This is a genomic window from Caulobacter sp. UC70_42, assembly GCF_044056025.1.
Lineage (GTDB): Bacteria > Pseudomonadota > Alphaproteobacteria > Caulobacterales > Caulobacteraceae > Caulobacter.
In genome coordinates this window covers 5,376,450-5,396,475 of sequence record NZ_CP171994.1, presented here as the reverse complement: position 1 = coordinate 5,396,475, position 20,026 = coordinate 5,376,450, and the positions used below count along the sequence as shown (strand labels likewise).

Annotated in this window: 17 protein-coding genes and 1 pseudogene; 14 read left to right on the top strand and 4 right to left on the bottom strand. The window is 67.9% G+C overall.

Annotation, left to right across the window (positions count from 1 at the left end):
- Positions 1 to 30: 30 nt before the first annotated feature.
- The 4 genes from ACHMW8_RS27245 to ACHMW8_RS27230 are packed head-to-tail and all read left to right on the top strand — an operon-like array spanning position 31 to position 4,278.
- Positions 31 to 1,827, top strand: coding sequence for a methyl-accepting chemotaxis protein (locus ACHMW8_RS27245; protein ID WP_395444389.1), 1,797 nt, complete (start codon positions 31 to 33; stop codon positions 1,825 to 1,827).
- A complete protein-coding gene (locus ACHMW8_RS27240) occupies positions 1,827 to 2,312 on the top strand; it encodes a chemotaxis protein CheW (protein WP_395444388.1) in 486 nt (161 codons plus the stop codon). Before ACHMW8_RS27245 ends, ACHMW8_RS27240 begins: the two co-directional genes overlap by 1 nt.
- Positions 2,313 to 2,324: 12 nt before the next feature.
- A complete protein-coding gene (locus tag ACHMW8_RS27235) occupies positions 2,325 to 3,182 on the top strand; it encodes a protein-glutamate O-methyltransferase CheR (RefSeq protein WP_125158846.1) in 858 nt (285 codons plus the stop codon).
- Positions 3,183 to 3,186: 4 nt separating this feature from the next.
- Positions 3,187 to 4,278 carry a chemotaxis response regulator protein-glutamate methylesterase gene (locus tag ACHMW8_RS27230; protein WP_125158845.1) on the top strand — a complete coding sequence of 364 codons (1,092 nt, stop codon included), beginning with the start codon at positions 3,187 to 3,189 and terminating at the stop codon, positions 4,276 to 4,278.
- Here the strand turns inward: ACHMW8_RS27230 and ACHMW8_RS27225 are convergent.
- Positions 4,275 to 6,002 (bottom strand): hypothetical protein, encoded by a 1,728-nt coding sequence (locus tag ACHMW8_RS27225; RefSeq protein ID WP_395444387.1) that lies wholly within the window; start codon positions 6,000 to 6,002, stop codon positions 4,275 to 4,277. The two genes, ACHMW8_RS27230 and ACHMW8_RS27225, sit on opposite strands and share 4 nt — an antisense overlap.
- Before the next feature lie 134 nt (positions 6,003 to 6,136).
- A complete protein-coding gene (locus ACHMW8_RS27220; protein ID WP_395444386.1) occupies positions 6,137 to 9,181 on the bottom strand; it encodes a TonB-dependent receptor domain-containing protein in 3,045 nt (1,014 codons plus the stop codon).
- 200 nt (positions 9,182 to 9,381) lie between these two features.
- Here ACHMW8_RS27220 and ACHMW8_RS27215 point away from each other — a divergent pair.
- A pseudogene (locus tag ACHMW8_RS27215) lies at positions 9,382 to 10,060 on the top strand (TetR/AcrR family transcriptional regulator).
- A gap of 16 nt (positions 10,061 to 10,076) precedes the next feature.
- On the opposite strand, the gene ACHMW8_RS27210 reads toward ACHMW8_RS27215, so the two are convergent.
- Both ACHMW8_RS27210 and ACHMW8_RS27205 read right to left on the bottom strand, forming a co-directional pair.
- Entirely contained in the window at positions 10,077 to 10,502 is a 426-nt protein-coding gene (locus tag ACHMW8_RS27210) for a hypothetical protein (protein ID WP_395444385.1), read from the bottom strand.
- Entirely contained in the window at positions 10,499 to 11,377 is an 879-nt protein-coding gene (locus tag ACHMW8_RS27205; protein WP_395444384.1) for an MFS transporter, read from the bottom strand. The genes ACHMW8_RS27210 and ACHMW8_RS27205 overlap by 4 nt, the downstream gene beginning before the upstream one ends.
- A 238-nt stretch (positions 11,378 to 11,615) precedes the next feature.
- On the opposite strand from ACHMW8_RS27205, the gene ACHMW8_RS27200 reads away from it, so the two are divergent.
- The 9 genes from ACHMW8_RS27200 to ACHMW8_RS27160 all read left to right on the top strand — a co-directional run bounded on the left by ACHMW8_RS27200 (position 11,616) and on the right by ACHMW8_RS27160 (position 20,026).
- Positions 11,616 to 13,886, top strand: coding sequence for a TonB-dependent receptor (locus tag ACHMW8_RS27200; protein WP_395444383.1), 2,271 nt, complete (start codon positions 11,616 to 11,618; stop codon positions 13,884 to 13,886).
- Between the two features lie 9 nt (positions 13,887 to 13,895).
- Positions 13,896 to 14,162 carry a hypothetical protein gene (locus tag ACHMW8_RS27195; protein WP_395444382.1) on the top strand — a complete coding sequence of 89 codons (267 nt, stop codon included), beginning with the start codon at positions 13,896 to 13,898 and terminating at the stop codon, positions 14,160 to 14,162.
- Positions 14,047 to 14,655: a carboxylesterase family protein gene (locus ACHMW8_RS27190; RefSeq protein ID WP_395446070.1), complete on the top strand. Its 609-nt coding sequence runs from the start codon at positions 14,047 to 14,049 to the stop codon at positions 14,653 to 14,655. Before ACHMW8_RS27195 ends, ACHMW8_RS27190 begins: the two co-directional genes overlap by 116 nt.
- The gene (locus ACHMW8_RS27185) at positions 14,564 to 15,043 is read left to right on the top strand and encodes a hypothetical protein (protein ID WP_395446069.1); all 480 of its coding nucleotides are present in this window, start codon (positions 14,564 to 14,566) and stop codon (positions 15,041 to 15,043) included. Before ACHMW8_RS27190 ends, ACHMW8_RS27185 begins: the two co-directional genes overlap by 92 nt.
- A complete protein-coding gene (locus ACHMW8_RS27180; RefSeq protein WP_395444381.1) occupies positions 15,040 to 15,540 on the top strand; it encodes a carboxylesterase family protein in 501 nt (166 codons plus the stop codon). The genes ACHMW8_RS27185 and ACHMW8_RS27180 overlap by 4 nt, the downstream gene beginning before the upstream one ends.
- 26 nt (positions 15,541 to 15,566) lie before the next feature.
- Positions 15,567 to 17,108 (top strand): AMP-binding protein, encoded by a 1,542-nt coding sequence (locus ACHMW8_RS27175; RefSeq protein ID WP_395446068.1) that lies wholly within the window; start codon positions 15,567 to 15,569, stop codon positions 17,106 to 17,108.
- Positions 17,109 to 17,216: 108 nt separating this feature from the next.
- Positions 17,217 to 17,846, top strand: coding sequence for a TetR/AcrR family transcriptional regulator (locus ACHMW8_RS27170; RefSeq protein WP_395446067.1), 630 nt, complete (start codon positions 17,217 to 17,219; stop codon positions 17,844 to 17,846).
- 114 nt (positions 17,847 to 17,960) lie between these two features.
- Positions 17,961 to 18,854: an SDR family NAD(P)-dependent oxidoreductase gene (locus tag ACHMW8_RS27165; protein WP_395444380.1), complete on the top strand. Its 894-nt coding sequence runs from the start codon at positions 17,961 to 17,963 to the stop codon at positions 18,852 to 18,854.
- Complete coding sequence (locus ACHMW8_RS27160) at positions 18,854 to 20,026, top strand: acetyl-CoA C-acyltransferase (RefSeq protein ID WP_395444379.1); 1,173 nt, start codon at positions 18,854 to 18,856, stop codon at positions 20,024 to 20,026. The genes ACHMW8_RS27165 and ACHMW8_RS27160 overlap by 1 nt, the downstream gene beginning before the upstream one ends.

The following is a 20,026-nucleotide window of genomic DNA, read 5'->3' as shown; positions in this document are numbered from 1 at the left end:
AAGCAGAACGCAACAATCCCGAGGCCTACCATGCGACTGACAATCAAGTTGAAGTTGGCTGCGACGTTCGCAGTGCTCATAGCCATGATGGCCGCCGTTGTTTTTGTCGGTGTCAGCCGCATGGGTTCGTTGAACACGGCCATAAGCGACGTGATCAGCGGCCCCGCCAAGCGCCTTAGCCTGGCCCAAGAAATCGACGGGGAGATGGGGCGCAATCTTCGGTGGGAAAAGAACATGGCGCTGACCACCGACGAGGCCTCGACCAAGAAGTTCGACGCCGATGCGTTGGCCAGCCGCGCCAAGATCGAGGCGATGATCGCCGAGGGCAACGCCAAGGCCAGCGAACAAGGCAAGCCGCTGTGGGCGCAGCTGCAACGACAGTGGGAGGCTTACAAGCCGATCAGCGATCAGCTCCGTCAGTTCGCTCTGGCCAACCGCAGCGCCGAGGCGGCGGAGATTTCACTGGGCAAGGCGCGCCTCGCCGCCAATGAGGTGACGGCGACGATCAATCAGCTTGTCGAGGTGCAGACCGCCCAGATGAAAGAGGCCGATGAGGCGACGAACCAGACGTATGAGGCGGCCCGGACAACCCTGCTCGTGGTCTCTGGTTTGGCGGTGTCGATCGCGGTGGCCGGTGCGTTCTGGATCTCGATGATCATCAGCGCAGGCCTGAAGAAGATCGCCACGGCCGTCGACGCGGTGGCGATCGGTGACCTGAACCAGGACGTCGCGGTCAATACCGATGACGAGATCAAGGACTTGGTGAACTCGGTCAACCAAATGACGGCGAACCTGCGGGAGACCGCGTCGCTGGCCGACAAGGTCGCCGACGGCGATCTCACCGTGCGCCCCAAGCCTCTTTCGGACAAGGACACCCTCGGCCTGGCGCTGGAGCGCATGGTCGAGCGCCTGCGCGGCGTGGTCGCCGACGCCATCGCCGCTTCCGACAACGTCTCGGCTGGCAGCCAGGAGCTTTCGGCGACCTCGGAGCAGATGAGCCAGGGCGCGACCGAGCAGGCCACGGCCGCCGAGCAGGCCTCGGCCTCGATGGAAGAGATGTCGGCCAACATCAAGCAGAACGCCGACAACGCCGCCCAGACCGAGAAGATCGCCCGCCAGTCGGCCGTCGACGCCGAGACCTCGGGCCTGGCGGTCAACAAGGCCGTCGACGCCATGCAGACGATCGCCGAGAAGATCACCATCGTGCAGGAGATCGCCCGTCAGACCGACCTGCTGGCCCTGAACGCGGCCGTCGAGGCCGCCCGGGCCGGCGAGCACGGCCGCGGCTTCGCCGTCGTCGCCTCGGAAGTGCGCAAGCTGGCGGAGCGCTCGCAGACCGCGGCCGCCGAGATCAGCGCCGTGTCGTCCGACACCGTCAAGGCGGCGCAGTCGGCCGGTGAGATGCTGACCAACCTGGTGCCGAACATCCGCAAGACCGCCGAACTGGTCGCCGAGATCAGCGCCGCCTGCCGCGAACAGGACATCGGCTCCTCGCAGATCAACGAGGCGATCCAGCAACTGGACAAGGTCACGCAGCAGAACGCCAGCGCCTCGGAAGAGATGTCGGCCACCTCGGAGGAGCTCGCCGCCCAGGCCGAGGAACTGCAGGCCTCGATCTCTTATTTCCGCACGGAAACCGCCGACCGCTCGGCGCCGCGACGGACCGCGCCGCGTCCCGTCGCCGCCAAGCGCTCGGCCGCCCCGGCCTCGCGAAAGCCCGCGCGAAACGCCGTGGCGAGCCAGCAGGCCCGCGTCGCCGGCTTCGCGCTGGACCTGACCAACGGTGGCCCGGACGACGGCGACGCTGATTTCAAGGAATATGCCTGATGAGCGGGTCGACCGAACAATTCGTCACCCTGGGGCTCGGCGCCGAGGTCTTCGCGGTTCCCGTGGCCTATGTCCGCGAGATCCTCGACTACGCCAAGCCTTCCGGCATCCCCGACGGGCCGTCCTATCTGCTGGGCCTGACCGACGTACGCGGTCGCGGCGCGCCGACCCTGGACCTGCGCCTGAAGCTGGGTCTCCCCGCCGTGCCGCCCGACGGCGCGACGCGGATCCTGGTGGTCGACGTGCCGGTCGAGGACCGCACCCTGTCGCTGGGCCTCGTCGCCGACCGCGTGATCGAGGTGATCTCTTTCGCCGAAGGTCAGATCGAAGCCTCGCCCGACATCGGCGTGCCGTGGCGTTCGGACTACATCCGCGGCGTCGTGCGCCGCGACGCCGCCTCGGGGAAGGGGGGCTTCGTGGTCATCTTCGATCTCGCGCGCCTGCTGACCAGCCAGGACGCCGCCTACATCGCTCAAGCCGCCTGATCGGATCCCATAGTGTCGCAAGCCGCACTCGCCCTGCAGCCGGCCTCGGCCGGCGAACCGCTCAGCGCCCGCAACTTCACGCGACTGGCCGAGTTCATCCACGGCTACAGCGGCATCAAGATGCCGTCGAACAAGAAGACCATGCTGGAGGGGCGTCTACGCCGCCGAATGCGGGTCAATCGCTTCGACAACGTCAACGAATATTGCCGCTTCATCTTCGACGAGGGCGGTCTGGAAACCGAGACGATCCACCTGATCGACGCGGTGACGACCAACAAGACCGAGTTCTTTCGAGAGCCGGTGCACTTCGACTTCATGGAAAAGACGGTCCTGCCGCAGCTGGCCAAGACGCGTCGCCATATCAACGTCTGGAGCGCGGCCGCCTCGACCGGTGCGGAGCCCTATACCTTGGCGATGGTGCTGGACGAATTCTGTTCCGCGCGCCGCGGCCTGGACTACTCGATCCTGGGCACTGACATCTGCACCGAGGTGCTTCAGCAGGCGATCGCTGGCCGCTTCGTGGAATCGATGATCCAACCGGTCTCGATGCCTCGCCGCCAGCGCTACGTGCTGCGCGCCAAGGACCCCTCGCGCGGCGAGGTGCGGATCGTTCCCGAACTGCGCAGTAAGGTCGCTTATGGCCGTCTCAACCTGATGGACGAGCGCTATCCGGTCGAAACCACGATGGACATCATCTTCTGCCGCAACATCCTGATCTATTTCGACAAGTCGACCCAGGCCAAGGTGCTGGAGCGCCTGTGCCGCCACCTTGCGCCCGACGGCTACCTGTTCCTGGGCCACTCGGAGTCCATCGTGGGGATCGATCTGCCGCTGCGGCAGATCGCCAACACCGTCTTCCAGAAGGGCTAGGCCCTTGCCCGGCAAGATCCGTGTCCTGATCATCGACGACTCCGCCACCGTCCGGCAGACCCTGTCGGCCGTGCTGGAGTCCGACCCGCAGATCGAGGTGATCGGCGTCGCCTCCGACCCGTTCGTGGCCGCCAAGCGGATCCGCGACGAAATCCCCGACGTCATCACGCTGGACGTGGAGATGCCGCGCATGGACGGGATCACCTTCCTGCGCAAGCTGATGGCCCAGCACCCGATTCCGGTGGTGATGTGCTCCTCGTTGATCGAGGCCGGATCCGAGACGCTGCTGCAGGCCCTCGAGGCCGGCGCGGTCGACATCGTGCTGAAGCCGAAGATCGGCGTCGCCGACGCCCTGATGGAGTCGCGGATCCGCATCTGCGACGCGGTGAAGGCCGCCGCCAGCGCCCGTGTCGCCGGCGCTCGACGTCCGCCGGTCGCAGTGCCGCGCCCGATCCACGAACCCGAGAGGAAGCTCACCGCCGACGCCATGCTGCCGCCGCCGTCGGGAAGGGCCATGGCCAAGACGACCGAGGCCATTGTCTGCATCGGCGCCTCGACCGGTGGCACCGAAGCCCTGCGCGCGGTGCTGGAAGACCTGCCGCCGGATTCGCCGGGTATCGTCATCGTCCAGCACATGCCCGAAAAGTTCACGGCCTCGTTCGCCAAGCGACTGGATGGCCTGTGCGCGGTCTCCGTCAAGGAAGCCGAGGACGGTGACACCGTGCTTCGCGGCCGAGTGCTGATCGCGCCCGGCAACAAGCACACGATCCTGGAGCGCAGCGGCGCCCGCTACTACGTCTCGGTCAAGGACGGCCCGCTGGTCACCCGCCACCGGCCCTCGGTTGACGTGCTCTTCCGCTCTGCGGCGCGCTCGGCGGGGTCCAACGCGGTCGGCGTGATCATGACCGGCATGGGTGACGATGGCGCGCGCGGCATGAACGAGATGAAGCAAGCCGGCGCCTATACGATCGCCCAGGACGAGGCGACCTCGGTGGTGTTCGGCATGCCCAAGGAAGCCATCGCGCTGGGCTGTGTCGATCGCATCGCGCCCTTGCAGGCGCTGGCCAAGGAAATCCTGAAGGCGTCCAGCCGCTAGAACAGCAGGTCGTCGTCCTCGACGGTCTCGGCTTCCGCGGGCGCTTCGATCGCCGCCACATCCAACCCCGCGGTCAGCGCCGCGTGGACCTCGCGCTCCTGGGCCATGGTGTAGCTGCGGGCCAGATCCGCCAGCAGGGGCGAGAGGGCGCCCATCAGATCGTCGACCCGGACGTCGCCGGACAAACTCTCCAGTTCGGCCGCGGCCTGGTCGAGATGGTCGCCGACCTGGCGCTGAAAGTCGAAGCGGGCGGCCGCGCGGCGGAGCATATCGACAACTTCGTCGCCTTGTCGGGCGGCGTCGACGAGGCCGCCTTCGACGGCGTCGCCGGTCTTGCGGATGCGGCCCACGGCGTCGCGCAAGGCGAGGGCGGCGCTGGTCGCGCCATCCTGGCCGTCGGCTTGCGGCTCGGCGTCGGCCGAGGCCGAAAGCGACTGCAGCGCCGTCAGGGTGCGTGCGGCCGAGGTTTCCAGGTGGCCGGCATGGGCGCGCAGCTCGACGGCGATGACGCCCAGCGGTTTGCCCGTCTCGCCGATGCGCGAGCACTTCAGCGTGGTGTTCAGGGCCATCATCTGCACGTCGGCGCGCATGTTCTGGATGGCTTCGATTTGGGCGGCGAGGTCGCGAGCGGAATTGGCGGCTGAGCGGCTCACATCCGCGGCCTGACGGGCGCCGGCCTCGATGTCGTCCACGAGCGCGAAGGCCTCGCCGACGCTGGTCTCCAGGCCGCGCAGAAAGCTGGCTTCGCCGTTCGACGAGCCGCCCTGGGCGTGGTCGCGGAGACGCAGGATCTCGCTGGCGTCGCCGGCGATGGCGCCGACGCTCTGACCGATACGCGAGACGTCGCGGTGGAAGTCGTCGATCGTGGCGTGGAGCTGGGCGGCCAGCAGGCGGTGCACGAAGGCGTCCAGCCGCGCGCGCGCCTCGGCCGGGAGGGCGTTGGCCGGGGCCGAGTTTCGCAGCAGGGCCAAGCCATGCTGAACGTGCTCGATGCGCTGGCGGGTGATGTCGCCGATTTGCAGGGCGGCCAGGGCCGAACCGATCTTCTTGCGGACGTCGCGGACCAACTCGCCGACGCGGGCGGTGATCTGGGCGATCTTGGCCTGGTGATCGGCGATGGCCGCGGTCTGCCCGACCAGGGCGTCGGGCACGGCCGGCAGGAGGCCGTCGCAGCGGCGGCGCAGCTCGTCCTCGTGGCCCAGGGCCGCGCGCAGGGCGCCGTCCATGCTGGAGAGGTCGTTGCGGAAGGTATCCAGTTGGGTGCGGCCCAGCTCGATGCAGTCGCAGATTTCCTGGGCGAAGATCGCGAACTCCGGGCCGGCGGCGGCGATGCCACCCGAGGTGATCTTGATGTTGACGCCGAAGACCCGGAGGTAGGCCAGGTGCTGGCGCATGTCCTCGATGCAGACAGTCAGGGCGTCCCCTGCGCTGACCAGACAGCCAAGTCGGTCGCGGCGCGCGTGCAGAGCGGCGGGCAGTTCGCGCAACTGCTCGGAGGCCTGGCTCAGCTGGCGGGTCGCGGCGGCGACCTCCTGACCTTCGAGGCCTTCGCGCATCAGGTCCAGGGCGGTGATCAGGGCGCTGGTCCCGTCGACGACGTGCGAGAGCACCTCGCCAACTTCCAGGAAGCGGCCTTCGATGGCGCCGCGCGCGACCTCGAGGCGCGTCTGGACGTCGCCGTCACCCGCGTGGGAAGCCGAAAGTGCAAGGGACGAATGGGCCATGACCCACGATCAACCAGAATGTGCGAATTTGGCGTAAAGGCCCGCCAAGATGGGGTTGGCGGCGTCCCCAAAAGAAGGACGGCGGACGACACAGGGCCGCCCGCCGCGCGAGGTAGGAACAGGGAACGCCTTACCTAGAAAGCCTTTTTGACGCCCAGCTCGAAGGTCCGGCCCAGCGGATTGCCGGTCCATGGGTCGTAGCCGAACTCTTCCTGGGCCGGCGGCGGGTCGCGATCGAAGATGTTCGCGACCGTCGCGGTCACGGCCATGTCGTCGCCCAGCCGCAGGCGATAGGTGAAGTCGGTGGTGACCCAGGCCTTGCCGTCCTCGCCATACTGCACGCCGGCCCGCTCGTCCTTGACCGCCGAGACATAGTTGACGCCGAGGCGGAAGTTCTGGCGGCCGAGGGCATAGTTGACGCCGAGGTTGGCGCGCAGCTTCGGAGCGGCCTGGGCGAAGGTGGCGAAGTTCAGCGTGCCCAACCGATCGTCGCCCGTCGAGATGGTCACGCCGTCCAGGGTCGTGGGACCGGTCTTCAGCTCGGTGATCCGGGTGGCGGTGAGGTTGACGTCCAGATCGCCGGGGCCGACGGGGAGACCGTAGGTCGCTTGAATGTCGAAGCCCTTGGTCGTCTGACCCGGCCCGTTGCCGTAGCGCGTCGAGACGGCCGAGAAAGTCCCCACGCCGCTCATCCCCACCGCGCAGCCGCTGTTGAAGGTGATGCGGGCCAGCAGGGGCTGCTTGGCGACGTCGCAGGTGGTGATCGTGCCGCCGGCGCCGTTGAACACCAGGCTGGCGATCTGGTTCGGGTCGGCGACCTGGCCGATCTGGTCCTTGGTCCGGATGTCGAAGTGGTCGACGATCAGGCGGAACTTGTGGTCATCGCTGAAGCCCCGGCTCTGCCAGATCGCGCCGATATTGGCCGTCTTGGCGGTCTCCGGCTTGAGGTCGGCGTCGGTGATGAATTGCGCCGCCAGCCAGTTGCTGGCCGCCACCGTATAGGTTCGCGCGGCTACCGTGATGGCGCCCGGCGTCACGCCCAGCGGCGGGGTCTGGTAGTTGGTGCCGTATGAGCCGCGCAGGGTCAGCGGGCCCCAGACGTTCCACTTGCCCGACACCTTGTAGACGGTGGCGCCGAGGTCGTTGGAGAACTTCTCCTTGCGAGCGGCCAGCTGGATGTCGACGGTCGAGAACAGCGGCACCTGCAATTCGCCGAACAGCGAGTACTGGCTCTGGTCGGCCTGGACCGGCAGCGTCGGCGCGAACAGGACGAACGGGCCCGGCGCGTCGGGCGTGCAGCCCCGGAAGTTCGGATCGTTGGTCGGCAGCGGATTGGCCGGCAGGTTCGGCGAGCCCGGTCCGTTGGCGCTGGTCGTGCCGGCGGGCCATTCGCACTGCACCGTCCCGTTGTTGAACGGGCTGGAGACGATCTGGCGGCTCTCGAACGAGCGGTACTGGGCGCCGAGCGCCCAGCCCACCTCGCCGCCGGGCAGCTTCAGGCCCGACAGGCCGTTGAACACCAGGTCGGCGGTGAAGTTGTTGCTCTTGGTCTCCACGGCGCGCGGGTCGAACATCCAGAGGGAGAGATCCTCGGGGTTCTCGTGGCCGGCGATGTAGTTCGGGTTGGCCAGGCCGCGCACCGGCTGGCCCTTGAATGAACTGGAGAAGGGGTTCCAGTACTGGCAGCCGTTCTTGCCGGCGGCCGCCGCGTTCTGGGTGCCGAAGCGGGTCGGATCCAGGTCGGTGGCGTGGCAGTTGGGTCCGCCGAAGCCGTTGAGGGCTTCCTGCAGGCGGTAGCCGATGGTGTCGGCGTGAGTGTTGTAGTTGTAGGCGTCATTATAGGTCAGGGCGAAGTCGTAGCCGACCGCCTTGGCGAACGGCGCGAGGTCGCCCAGGTCGCCAGTTATGCCCGCCGAGACGCGCCAGACTTTGTTGGTGATCTTGTCAGCCACGCCGAAGCCGTCGCCGCCGGAATAGTAGGGATTACCGCCGTGGCCGAACAGCCGGTAGGTGATCGGCGTGAAGCCCGAGGCGCCGACGATGCCGTGGGCGGCGGCGAATTCAGCCGCGAACGGGTTGCTGATCGGCACGTAGAACTGGTTGACCGCGCCCGTCGTCAGGGCCGGACCGCGCGACACAGGCTGGGCCGGCGAACCCATCACCTGCGGCAGGTCCACCTTGCCGTAGGAGGCGTCGGCGTGGAACTTCATGCTGTCGGTGATCTGCGCCTTCAGCTGGGCGTAGAGCCTGTAGGTGTCCTGGTTTTCCACCAGCCGGTAGTACGGGATGTAGTTGTAGGCGCAGGTGTAGGCGTTATCCATGCGGCCGCCGACGGCGGCGCAGCTGGCCGGCGTGAAGTCGGAGACGATACCGCCCAGGTTCGCGCCCCACTCGCCGGTGTCCGTGGCGGTGGGCGCGGCGGGCAGGGGACCGCGCGGCTGCCAACCCGTCAGGTTGGTCAGGGTCGACCAGGGGGCGGGATTATAGCCGGCCCCCGGGGTGAGCGAGGCCTTGGTGAAATCGCGCTCCAGCGTGTTCAGGCGCGAGCGGTGCTCGTACTCGGCCGAGACCAGAAGATTGACGCGGTCCTCGCCGATGCCGCCCATCACGCCGATGGAATAGTCGCCCTTCGAGCCCTTGATGTGCTTGTACTGGGCCTGGGCCTCCAACCCGACGAACTTGTCGCGGGTGATGAAGTTGACGACGCCGCCGGTGGCGTCAGCGCCGTAGATCACCGCCGCGCCGTCCTTGAGGATCTCGGTGCGGGCAAGAGCGATAGAGGGGACGTTGGCGGTGTTCTGGTTCATCCGCCGACCGTTCAGCAGCACCAGCGTCTTGTCGGCCCCCAGGCCGCGCAGATTGTAGTTCACGGAGCCGACCAGGGTCGGACCGCCGAAATAGTAGCTCTCGCCGGTCGTCGGTCCCGAGATGGTCAGGCTCTTGGCGAACTCCAGCGCCGTCGGCGAACCCTGCTTTTCAAGCTGTTCCTGCGAATAGACCTCCACGGGGAGGGCGGCGTCCAGCGCCGAGCCCCGGATGTTGGAACCGGTGACGACGATTTCCTCGACCTGGGTCGAGGGATCGTTGGCCGTTTTTTCCTGACCCCAGGCTGGGGCGCCCAGGCCCGCGATCCCGATCAGCAGCGCGACGCCCGACGCGCTCGTAAGCCCAATTCTCATGTGGCGAACCCTCCCGTTGAACGAGTCTCTAACGCTCATTCTCACAAGAGTGAGTATTGTAGCCTCGCCGCGATGGCGTCAATGATCATTGTTCGGCGACCTCGGAGCGCGCCTTCGACACGGCGATTGCCGTAATGGGAACGATTGACAGGGGCGCGCCGGGCCGACTACGCGGCGGACTTTAGGACCAGGAGGACGGTTTGGCAGGAGCCACCGCGGAGGAGGCCAAGGAGCGCCCGCGCACCAAGGCCGAGCAGCGCGCCCAGAGCCTCGAGCAGATTTCTGGACGCGGCCGAGTACCTGTTCTCGCAGAACGGTCTCCATGGCGTGACGCTGCGCGACGTGGCCGTGCGGGTGGGCATCCACACCACGCTGCTCAACTACTATTTCAAGGACAAGACCAACCTGTTCGAGGCCGTGTTCGCCCGGCGGGCCGGGGTCACGTCCGGTCGGCGGATGATCGCCCTGGAGCAATACGAGCAGGCGGTGGGCGACAGGCCGACCGTCGAGGGCGCGCTGCACGCCTTCCTCGATACCGACCTCGACCTCTATTATGAGGGCGGCGAGCACTGGATGAACTATGGGGCGTTCTGCGCCCGGGTCAGCAACACGCCCGAGGGTGCGGCGCTGATGGACGAGCATTTCGACCCCGTGGTCCTGAAGCTGGTCGGCATCCTCAAGCGGGCCCTGCCGGACTATGCCGACGAGGAGATCTTCTGGGGCTATCATTTCGTGTCGGGCGCCCTGATGAACACCCTGGCGCGGACGGGCCGGATCGACCGGCTGTCCAGCGGCCTTTGCCACTCCGACGACTTTCCGGCGATCAAGAAGCGGATCGCGCGGTTCATGGCGGCGGGCTTCATCGCCCTGAAGGAATGAAGCCCGCGCGCGGTTTCTAGGCCTGCTCGGCGCGGCGGAAGATCCGCGCCAACCACAGGAACAATCCGATCGCGATGACGTAGAACGGGATCAGGGTGTAGAGCGCCATCTGCAGCGAGTTGTGCGGATGGCTGGCTTTGAAGAAATCGCTGGCCGCGCCGACATAGGTGGGGCCCAGGCCCAGGCCGATGAAGTTCATGACCAGCAGCAGCAGGGCGCCGGACATCACCCGCTGGTCGGGCCGCACTTCCTCCTGGACCAGGGCCACAGACGACGACAGGTAGAAGTAGTTCAGGAAGGTCGGGCCGATCAGCAGGACCAGGGCCAGTGGCCAGGTCGGCGCCCAGACGAAGCCGACATAGAACGGGATCGCGAGGGTCAGGGAGATGACCGGAGCCATGGCGTAGACGACCTTGGACTTCTTGCGGAAGCGGTCGATCACCCGGCCCGAACGAAGATGCCGGCGCTCATGCCGACGCCGACGACAAGGGCGTACCAGACGGCGACCTCGTTGAGCGCCATGCCCTTCTCGCGCATCAGGAACAGGGTGGTGAAGTTGCCCAGGCCATAGGTGACAAACTGGGTCGCGCCGCTGCCCAGCGCGGCGAGCACCAGGGTGGGGCGTGAGAAGAACATCTTCAGGGTCGACCAGAAGCCGGCCCTGGCGACCTTGATCTCGGTCCCGTCCAGGCCGCCGCGAGGCGGCTCCTTGACGATCAGCGGCAGGATCACGGCGGCGACCAGGCCGACGACGCCCAGGATCACGAAGGCGTAGCGCCAGTTGAACGCCGCGGCGATCGCTGCGCCGAACGCGATGCCCAGCGCCGCGCCCACGGGCGGCCCCAGGTTATAGATGCCCAACGCCGTCCCCCGCCGGCCAGCCGGGAAGTAGTCGGAGATGATCGCGTATGAGGGTGGCACCCCGCCGGCCTCGCCGAAGCCGACGGTCATCCGGGCGAAGGCGAACTCGCCATAGCCGCGCGACAGGCCGCAGGCCACGGTCGCCGCGCTCCAGATTCCACAGGCCAGGGACAGCACCGCCACGCGGTTGGTGCGGTCGGCCAGCCAGCCCACCGGAATGGCGATAAAGCAGTAGAACATCGCGAAATAGAGCCCGCCGATGAGGCCTAGCTGGCTGTCGGAGACGTGCAGGGTGTCCTGGATCGGCTTGGCCAGGATCGACATCAGCTGCCGGTCCAGGAAGTTCAGCACATAGACGAACCACAGCATGGCCAGCACAAGCCAGGCGCGACCGCCGACGGGTTGGGAGGCCTCCTTGTCGGAGATGGGTCCGCGGACAGAAGAATGAGCGTTCATTGAGCGGCCATCCGGGCGTGCGGACGGGGCCGCGGCGTCATTGCGCGCGTGATCTTCAAGGCATCCTCCCAGCGGCCATTCTTGAGCTTGGCCTGTTTCGGAGCATGCGCCCAAGTTCGAGGCTTCGTCAATATTCACACGCGAGTGAGTGAGTGTTGACAGGCGCGAAGATCACGCTCACCGTGCCCCCATAAAAGTCGACGTGAAGACGATCGACGCTCGTTCGGGGAGGAACGACATGAAGGCTGGCCAGCTGGCGTCGGCTTGCGCCGTCGCGCTCGTATCATTCGCCACACAGGTCGCGGCCCAGTCGGCCAGCGACGATCAGGGGAGGGGCGACCGCAAGGACGCTGATCTGGTGGGAGAAGTCATCGTCACCTCGACCCGCCGTCCCGAGAAGCTGCAGGACGTGCCGCTCAGCGTCACCGCCTTCGATCAGAAGGAGCTGACCGCCAAGGGCATCGTCGGCTTCGAGGGCCTGGCCCGTCAAACTCCGGGCGTGGTGTTGAACCGCGCCACCGCCAACTTCAACAACTTCACCGCCCGGGGCATTGCGACCAACGGCTACGGCGCCAACCTGCAGAGCACGGTGGCCGTCTATATCGACGAGCTGCCGATCTCGACGATCGGCAACACCACGGTGCTGGATCCGAATCTGTTCGACGTCGAGCGGGTGGAGTTCCTGCGTGGCCCGCAGGGTACGCTGTTCGGCTCGGGCTCGCTGTCGGGCGCGCTGCGCATCCTGACCAAGGCGCCGAACCTGTCGAGCCGCGAGGGCGCGGCCCTGGTCGACTTCGGCCTGACCGGTTCGGACTCCCTGCGCCAGCGCTACAACGGCATGCTCAACATGCCGATAATCCAGGACAAGCTGGCCCTGCGCCTGGTCGGCTTCTACCGGCACGAGGAAGGCTATCTCGATAACCTCGGCACCGGCGTCCACAACTCCAACACCTTGGTCGACTGGGGCGGTCGCGCGACGCTGTTGTGGAAACCCACCGACCGCCTGTCGGTGAAGGCGCTGTTCTCGTACGAGGACAGCAACCCGAAGGACTCGTCGATGGTCAATCCGGCCCTGGGTCGGAACAAGCGGGTCTCGGACCGGCCGGATCTGTTCGTGGGCAAGCTGCGCAGCCACAACGTCACGGTCGACTACCAGTTCGACGGCGCGCATTTCACCAGCTCGTCGACCTATTCGAAGTTCGATCAGAAGTTCTATGTCGACCTGGCCGGCACGTTCGGCGGCGCCATCGCCTTCGCCCTGGACGCCGGCGGCTTCCAGAAGACCTTCGTCGAGGAGGCGCGTCTGGCGTCCGATCCAGGCGGCGAGCTCGACTGGGTGGTCGGCGGCTTCTACCTCGATCGCCGCCTGGACGTGGACTACTTCTACCGCTCCAACCCGGCCTTCCTGACCTCGCACGGCATCACCGGCCTGCCGGACGAGTACTATCAGCGCCAGTACACGCACATAAATTCGCAGGAAAAGGCCGCCTTCGGCCAGCTGACCTATCACTTCAGCGACAAGGTCTGGCTGACCGGCGGCATGCGTTACGGCCGGGTCGAGGCCCAGGGCTTCACCGAGGCCGGCGGCTATAGCAGCGCCTATCTGACCAACGCCCTGTTCGGCATCCGCGGGCCGCTGACCCTGACGCCGTTCACGGCGGCCAGCGGCGTCAAGGCGACGGGCAGCAAGCCCTCGTTCAAGGTCAGCCTGTCCTACAAGCCGTCGTCGACCCTGACGACCTACGCCACGGTGTCGACCGGCTTCCGCACGCCGGTGGTCAACGCCTTCGCCGGCCGGGCCAGCCTGGTCAATCCCAGCGACCTGATCATCCCGAACGGCGCCTCGTCCGACGACCTGACCAACTACGAGGTCGGGGCCAAGGGCCGTTTCCTGAACGGTCTGGTCTCGGCCAATCTCGCTGTCTACCTGATCGACTGGAGCAACATCCAGGTCCAGGCCAACCGCGTCTCCGATAGCGTTCAGTTCGCCACCAACATCGGCGCGGCGCGCAGCAAGGGGATCGAGCTGGAGCTGCTAGCCTTCCCCGCCAAGGGCCTGACCATCGGCCTGAACGGCTCGCTGAACGAGGCCAAGGTCACCGAGCTGACCCCGGCCGAGGCGGCGATCTCCGGCGCGGTGGTCGGCGCGCGCCTGGCCTCGCCGAAGGTGCAGGGCTCGCTGTTCGTCAACTACGGCTGGGACCTGACGCCGAAGGCCAAGGCCAACCTGTCGGTCGTGTTGCAGCATGTGGGCTCTTATCCCGGCTCGTTCCCGCACGTACCGGGCCAGCCCACAGTGACCAGCGCCACCTACGGCTTCACGGACTCGTATCAGAACGTGAACGCCACCTTCGCCGTGGCCATGGGCGACACGACGGTCGGAGCCTATGTCGAGAATCTCTTCGACGACCACTCGGTCACCTACGTCCACCCCGAGGCCTTCATCGCCAGCCGGTTCGCGACCATGCGGCCGCGCACGGCCGGGGTGCGGTTGGGCTATGCGTTCTAGGAGGCGGCGGTGAGCAGCTTGTGTAAACGTCTACTCGTCCCGGCCCTGGCGGCCCTGGCGCTCGCGCCGGCCGCCGCCCGCGCCGAGGCTCCCGTGGTCAAGGCTCCGGCCGGCGCGGTGCGCGGCGTGGCCCAGGACGGCCTCGAGATCTTCAAGGGGAATTCCCTACGCCGCGCCGCCCGTCGGACCGCTGCGCTGGAAGCCGCCCGCCGCCGCGGCCAGCTGGAGCGGCGTCCGCGACGCTCTGGACTTCGGCCCGTCCTGCCTGCAGCCTAAGCCGCGTCCGGGCAGCATCTACGCCTCGCCGTTGAAGGCGTTTAGCGAGGACTGCCTGTCGCTGAACGTGTGGACGCCAGCCAAGGCCGCGAAAGCCCCGGTGCTGGTCTGGATCCACGGCGGGTCGCTGATCGGCGGCTCCAGCGCCGAGGGTCTTTACGATGGCGCGGCGTTGGCCAGGCGCGGTGTCGTGGTCGTCTCGATCAACTACCGCCTCGGCGTGCTGGGCTACATGGCCCATCCCGAGCTCAGCGCGGAGTCGCCCGATCACGTCTCGGGCAACTACGGCCTGCTCGATCAGATCGCGGCGCTGAAGTGGGTCCAGCAGAACATCGCCGCCTTCGGGGGCGACCCGGCCAAGGTCACGATCGCCGGCGAGTTCCGCGGGGGCCTTGAGCGTCATGTACCTGATGGCCTCGCCGCCGGCCCGGGGGCTGTTCAGCAAGGCCATCGCCCAGAGCGCCTACATGGTCTCGACGCCGGAGCTGCGTGAGCCGAGGCTCGGCCACGTCCCGGCCGAGACCATGGGCGCGGCCACCGCCGCCAAGCTGGGCGCAAAGTCCCTGGCCGACCTGCGGGCCATGGACGCCGAGACCCTGACGACCAACGCCCTTCTGGCCGGCTTTCAGACCTTCGGCGCGGTCGACGGCAAGGTGCTGCCCAAGCAGCTGGTCGACACGTTCGACGCCGGCGAGCAGGCCCATGTGCCGATCCTGGCCGGCTTCAACAGCGGCGAGATTCGCTCGTTGCGCTTCCTGGCGCCCCGGCACCGGCCGACGCCGCCGCCTACGAGAAGGAAATCCGGGCGCGCTATGGCGATCTCGCGGACGACTTCCTCAAGCTCTATCCGTCCAGCGACGTGCCCGAGAGCGTGCTGTTGACCACCCGTGACGCGCTCTATGGCTGGACCGCCGAGCGTCTCGTGGCCAAGCAGACCGCCGTCGGCCAGGCCGGTTACTTCTACCTGTTCGATCATGGCTATCCGGCCGCCGACGCGGCCGGCCTGCATGGCTTTCACGCCAGCGAGTTGCCCTACGTCTTCGGCTCGGCAAAGAGCGCGCCGCCGGCCTGGCCGAAGAACCCGGACACCCCCGAGGAAGCCAGGCTGACCGCCGCCATGGGCGACTACTGGGCTTCGTTCGCCAAGGACGGCGCGCCCAGGGCCGCCGGCCAGCCGGCCTGGAGGCCCTACGGCGCCGAGCGCGCCTACATGGCCTTCGTCGCGGCGCCCCAGCCGGGCGTGCATCTGCGCCCTGGCATGTACGAACTGAACGAGGCGGTGATGTGCCGCCGACGCGCCCGGGGCGATACGCCCTGGAACTGGAACGTCGGCGTCGTCGCGCCGCCGCTTCCCTCTGGAGTGACTCAGTGCCGATAAGTAGTGCGCCGACGATTGACGGCGAGATGCAGGCCTTCGCCCTGACGCTCGACAAGTTCCTGGACCACGCCGCCAAGTGGCAGCCCGACGGCCAGGTGGTGACCGCGCGCGAGGGCGGACGGATCGACCGCGTCGGCTACGCGGATCTCCGCGATCGTAGCCTTCGGGTCTCTTCTGTCCTGGCGGGGCTAGGCGTCCGCAAGGGCGACCGCGTCGCCACCCTGGCGTGGAACACCCAGGACCATGTCGAGGTCTGGTACGCGATCATGGGCATGGGCGCGGTGTGCCACACGCTGAACCCGCGCCTGACCGCCGAGCAACTGGCGGCGATGATCGTCCAGTCTCAGGCCCAATTGCTGATCGCCTCGGCCGACCTCGCGCCCCTGGCCCGCAAGATCATGGACGCCGCGCCGGGCGTCGAACGCCTGCTGGTCATCGACGGCGAGGCGTCGGAAGGCCAAGCCCTGGAGCCACTGATCGCCGCCGCCAGCCCGGACGCGATCTGGGGCCAGTTCGAGGAGACCGCGCCTAGCGGCCTGTGCTTCACCTCGGGCACCACGGGCGCGCCCAAGGGCGTGACCTACACCCACCGCTCCAGCTATCTCCACACCCTGCGGGCCTTGCAGGTGGACGTGATGGCGATCTCGAGCGCCGACGCCGTCTTGGCGGTGGTGCCGATGTTCCACGCCAATGCCTGGGGCCTGCCGTTCGCGGCCCCGGCGGTGGGAGCCAAGCTCGTCCTCCCCGGCCGCAACGCCGATGGCGCCAGCCTGGGCCGCCTGATCGCCGCGGAGGGCGTCACGGTCGGGGTCGGAGTGCCGACCGTCTGGCTGGGTTTGGTCGAGTATCTGGAAACCACAGGCGAGCGTCTGTCGTCGCTGAAGCGCATCATGGTCGGCGGGGCGCCGATGCCGCCGGCCCTGATGGACCGGATCGAGCAGGGCCTGGGTGTCACCGTCCAGACCAGCTGGGGCATGACCGAGCTGTCGCCCTCAGGCACCGTCGCGCCGCTGCACGCGCCGTCGCAGGCCGCGTTGTCGGGCCGTCCGGCCGTGGGCGTCGACCTGTTGCTGACCGACGCCGACGGCGTAGCCTTACCCCGGCAACGCGACGCCGAAGGTCACCTGCGGGTGCGCGGCGCGGCGGTGGTCGAACGCTATTTCGGTCACGAGACCTCGGCCACCGACGCCGATGGCTGGTTCCCGACCGGCGATCTGGCTCGCATTGACGCGGCGGGCAACCTGATGATCACCGGCCGCGCCAAGGACCTGATCAAGTCCGGCGGCGAGTGGATCAATCCCGCCGAGATCGAGGCGGTGGTCGCATCCCTGCCCGAGGTGTCTCTGGCCGCCGTGATCGGCCGGTCCGATCCCAAGTGGGGCGAGCGGCCGATCCTGCTGGTCGAGACGCAGGGCGAGGTCACCGACGAGGCCTTGCTGGCTTCGCTGCAGGGCCGAGTGGCCACCTGGTGGATCCCCGACGCCGTCTACCGCCTGCCGCGCATGCCCCTGGCGTCGACCGGCAAGATCGACAAGATAAGGCTGCGAGCGGAATACGGCGGCGGTTGACGCTTCGTCCGTCCAAGCCGCTCGCCCAACCCCAGGAAGTCCCGCTCAGTGTCCGAAGCCGCCCCGATCCGTCGACGCACCACCAAGGCCGAGCAGCGCGCCGAGAAGATGGAGCAGATCCTCGACGCGGCCGAGGCGCTGTTCTCGAAGCACGGGCTCTACGGCGTCACCCTGAAGGACGTGGCCAAGCAGGTTGGCGTGCACCACACGCTGATGAACTACTATTTCGACGACAAGAAAGCCCTCTTCGACGCGGTCTTCGCGCGCCGGGCGGTGGTGACCAGCGAGCGGCGGATGCGGGCGCTGGAGGCCTATGAAGCGGCCTCGGCCGGCAAGCCGACGGTGGAGGGCGCCTTGCGCGCCTTCCTCGACACAGATCTTGATCTCTATATCGAGGGCGGGGAGGGCTGGAAGAACTACGCCGCCCTCGGCGCCCAGGTCGCCAACACGCCGGAGTGGGGCGCGTCCCTGATGGACGAGCATTTCGATCCGGTGGTGCTGAAGCTGATCGGGCTGCTCAAGCAGGCTCTGCCGGATTGCCCGGAGGCCGATATCTTCTGGGGCTACCACTTCGTGACGGGCGCCCTGATGCTCACCCTGGCGCGCACCGGCCGGATCGACAAGCTGTCGGGCGGGGTCTGCAAGTCCGACGACTTCCACGCCGTGAAGGAGCGGATGGCCGCTTTCATGGCCGCCGGCTTCATTGCGGCCTGCGAGCGGCGCAAGGCTCAGGCCTAAAGGCGGCTTGCCCTAGGCGGGACAGTTCTGCCAAAGATATTCACTAACGAGATAGTGACTTTTGTGACGAGCCACAGGCTCGTTCGGTTTTTGGGCGAGGAAAGGAAGAGTTTCATGATGCTGCAAGGACGCGTCGCGATCGTCACGGGCGCTGGCGGGGGCCTCGGCCGCGCCCACGCGCTGTACCTGGCCGGGCAGGGCGCCAAGGTGGTGGTCAACGACCTGGGCCAGGAGGCCGCCGACCGCGTCGCCGCCGAGATCGTCGCCCAGGGCGGCGAGGCCTTCGGCGCCGCGGCCTCGGTCACCGACGAGGCGGCCGTCAACGCCATGGTCGAGCAGGTCGTGGCCCGCTGGGGCCGGGTCGACATCCTGATCTGCAACGCCGGCATCCTGCGCGACAAGACCTTCGCCAAGATGAGCCTCGACGACTTCCGCCTGGTGGTCGACGTCCACCTGATGGGCGCGGCGATCTGCGCCAAGGCCGTGTGGGCGCTGATGCGCGAGCAGGGCCATGGCCGGATCGTCATGACGACCTCGTCCTCGGGCCTCTACGGCAACTTCGGGCAGGCCAACTACGGGGCGGCCAAGTTGGCGCTGGTCGGACTGATGCAGACCCTCGCCATCGAGGGCGAAAAATACAATGTGCGGGTCAACTGCCTAGCCCCGACGGCGGCCACGGGCATGACCGAAGGCGTGCTGTCGGCCGAAAGCCTGGCCCTGCTCGACCCCGCCTTCGTCAGCCCGGGCCTGCTGGCCCTGGTCCAGGATGACGCCCCGACGCGCACGATCCTGTGCGCCGGCGCGGGCCACTTCGCCACCGCCAACATCACCCTGACCGATGGCCGCTATATCGGCGGCGGCGCGGACGCGGGCGAGCAACTGATCCGCCAGTGGAACGGCGTCAGCGATCGCGCGGGCGAGATCGTCCCGGCCTACGGCTTCACCCAGGCCGAGCGCGAAGTCGCCAGCGCGGGTCTGATCGCCAAGGTCGTCGGGGGCCGCGCGTGATGCGCCAGGCCGTCATCGTCTCCACGGCGCGTACGCCGATCGGCCGCGCCTATCGCGGGGCCTTCAACGACACCCCGTCACCGACCCTGGCCGCCCACGCCCTGACTCACGCGGTCCAGCGCGCCGGCGTGGCTCCGGACGAGGTCGAGGACTGCATCCTCGGCTGCTCGCTGCCGCAGGGCTACCAGCAGACCATCGGCCGCGCGGCGGCGCTGCGGGCCGGCCTGCCGGTCGAGGTCCCGGGCATGACCATGGACCGCCAGTGCTCGTCAGGCCTGATGACCATCGCCACGGCCGCCAAGCAGGTGATCGTCGACCGCATGGACGTCATTGTCGCCGGCGGCGTCGAGTCGATCTCCCTGGTCCAGACGCCGCAGCTGCGGGTCGACCAGGATCCCGAGCTCGTGGCCCTGCACCCCGACGCCTACATGCCGATGCTGGACACGGCCGAGACGGTCGCGGCGCGCTACGGGATTACCCGCGAGGTTTGCGACCTCTACGCCCTGTCCTCGCAGCATCGCGCCGCGGCGGCCCAGGCGGCGGGGCGCTTCGACGCCGAACTCGTCCCGATGACCGCCCGCATGAGGGTCGCCGACAAGGAGACTGGCGAGGTCTCGCATCGCGAGGTGACCCTGGGGCGCGACGAGGGCGTGCGTCCGGAGACCACGCTCGAAGGCCTGGCCGCCCTGAAGGTCGTGCGCCCAGGCGGCACGGTCACGGCCGGCAACGCCAGCCAGCTGTCGGACGGCGCCTCGGCCTGCGTGGTCATGGAGGCGGGGCTGGCCGAAAAGCGCGGCCTGCAACCGCTGGGCCGCTATGTCGGCATGGCCGTGGCGGGAACCAAGCCAGACGAGATGGGCATCGGCCCGGTCTTCGCCATCCCGCGTCTCTTGGAACGGTTCGGCCTCAAGGTCGACGACATCGGCCTGTGGGAGCTGAACGAGGCCTTCGCCTGTCAGGTCGTCTATTGCCGCGACCGCCTGGGCATTCCCGACGAGCTGCTGAACGTCGACGGCGGCGCCATCGCCATGGGCCATCCCTACGGCATGTCGGGCGCGCGCCTGACCGGCCACGCCCTGATCGAGGGCAAGCGCCGGGGCGCCAAGCACGTCGTGGTGACCATGTGCGTCGGCGGCGGCATGGGCGCGGCGGGGTTGTTCGAGGTTCTTTGA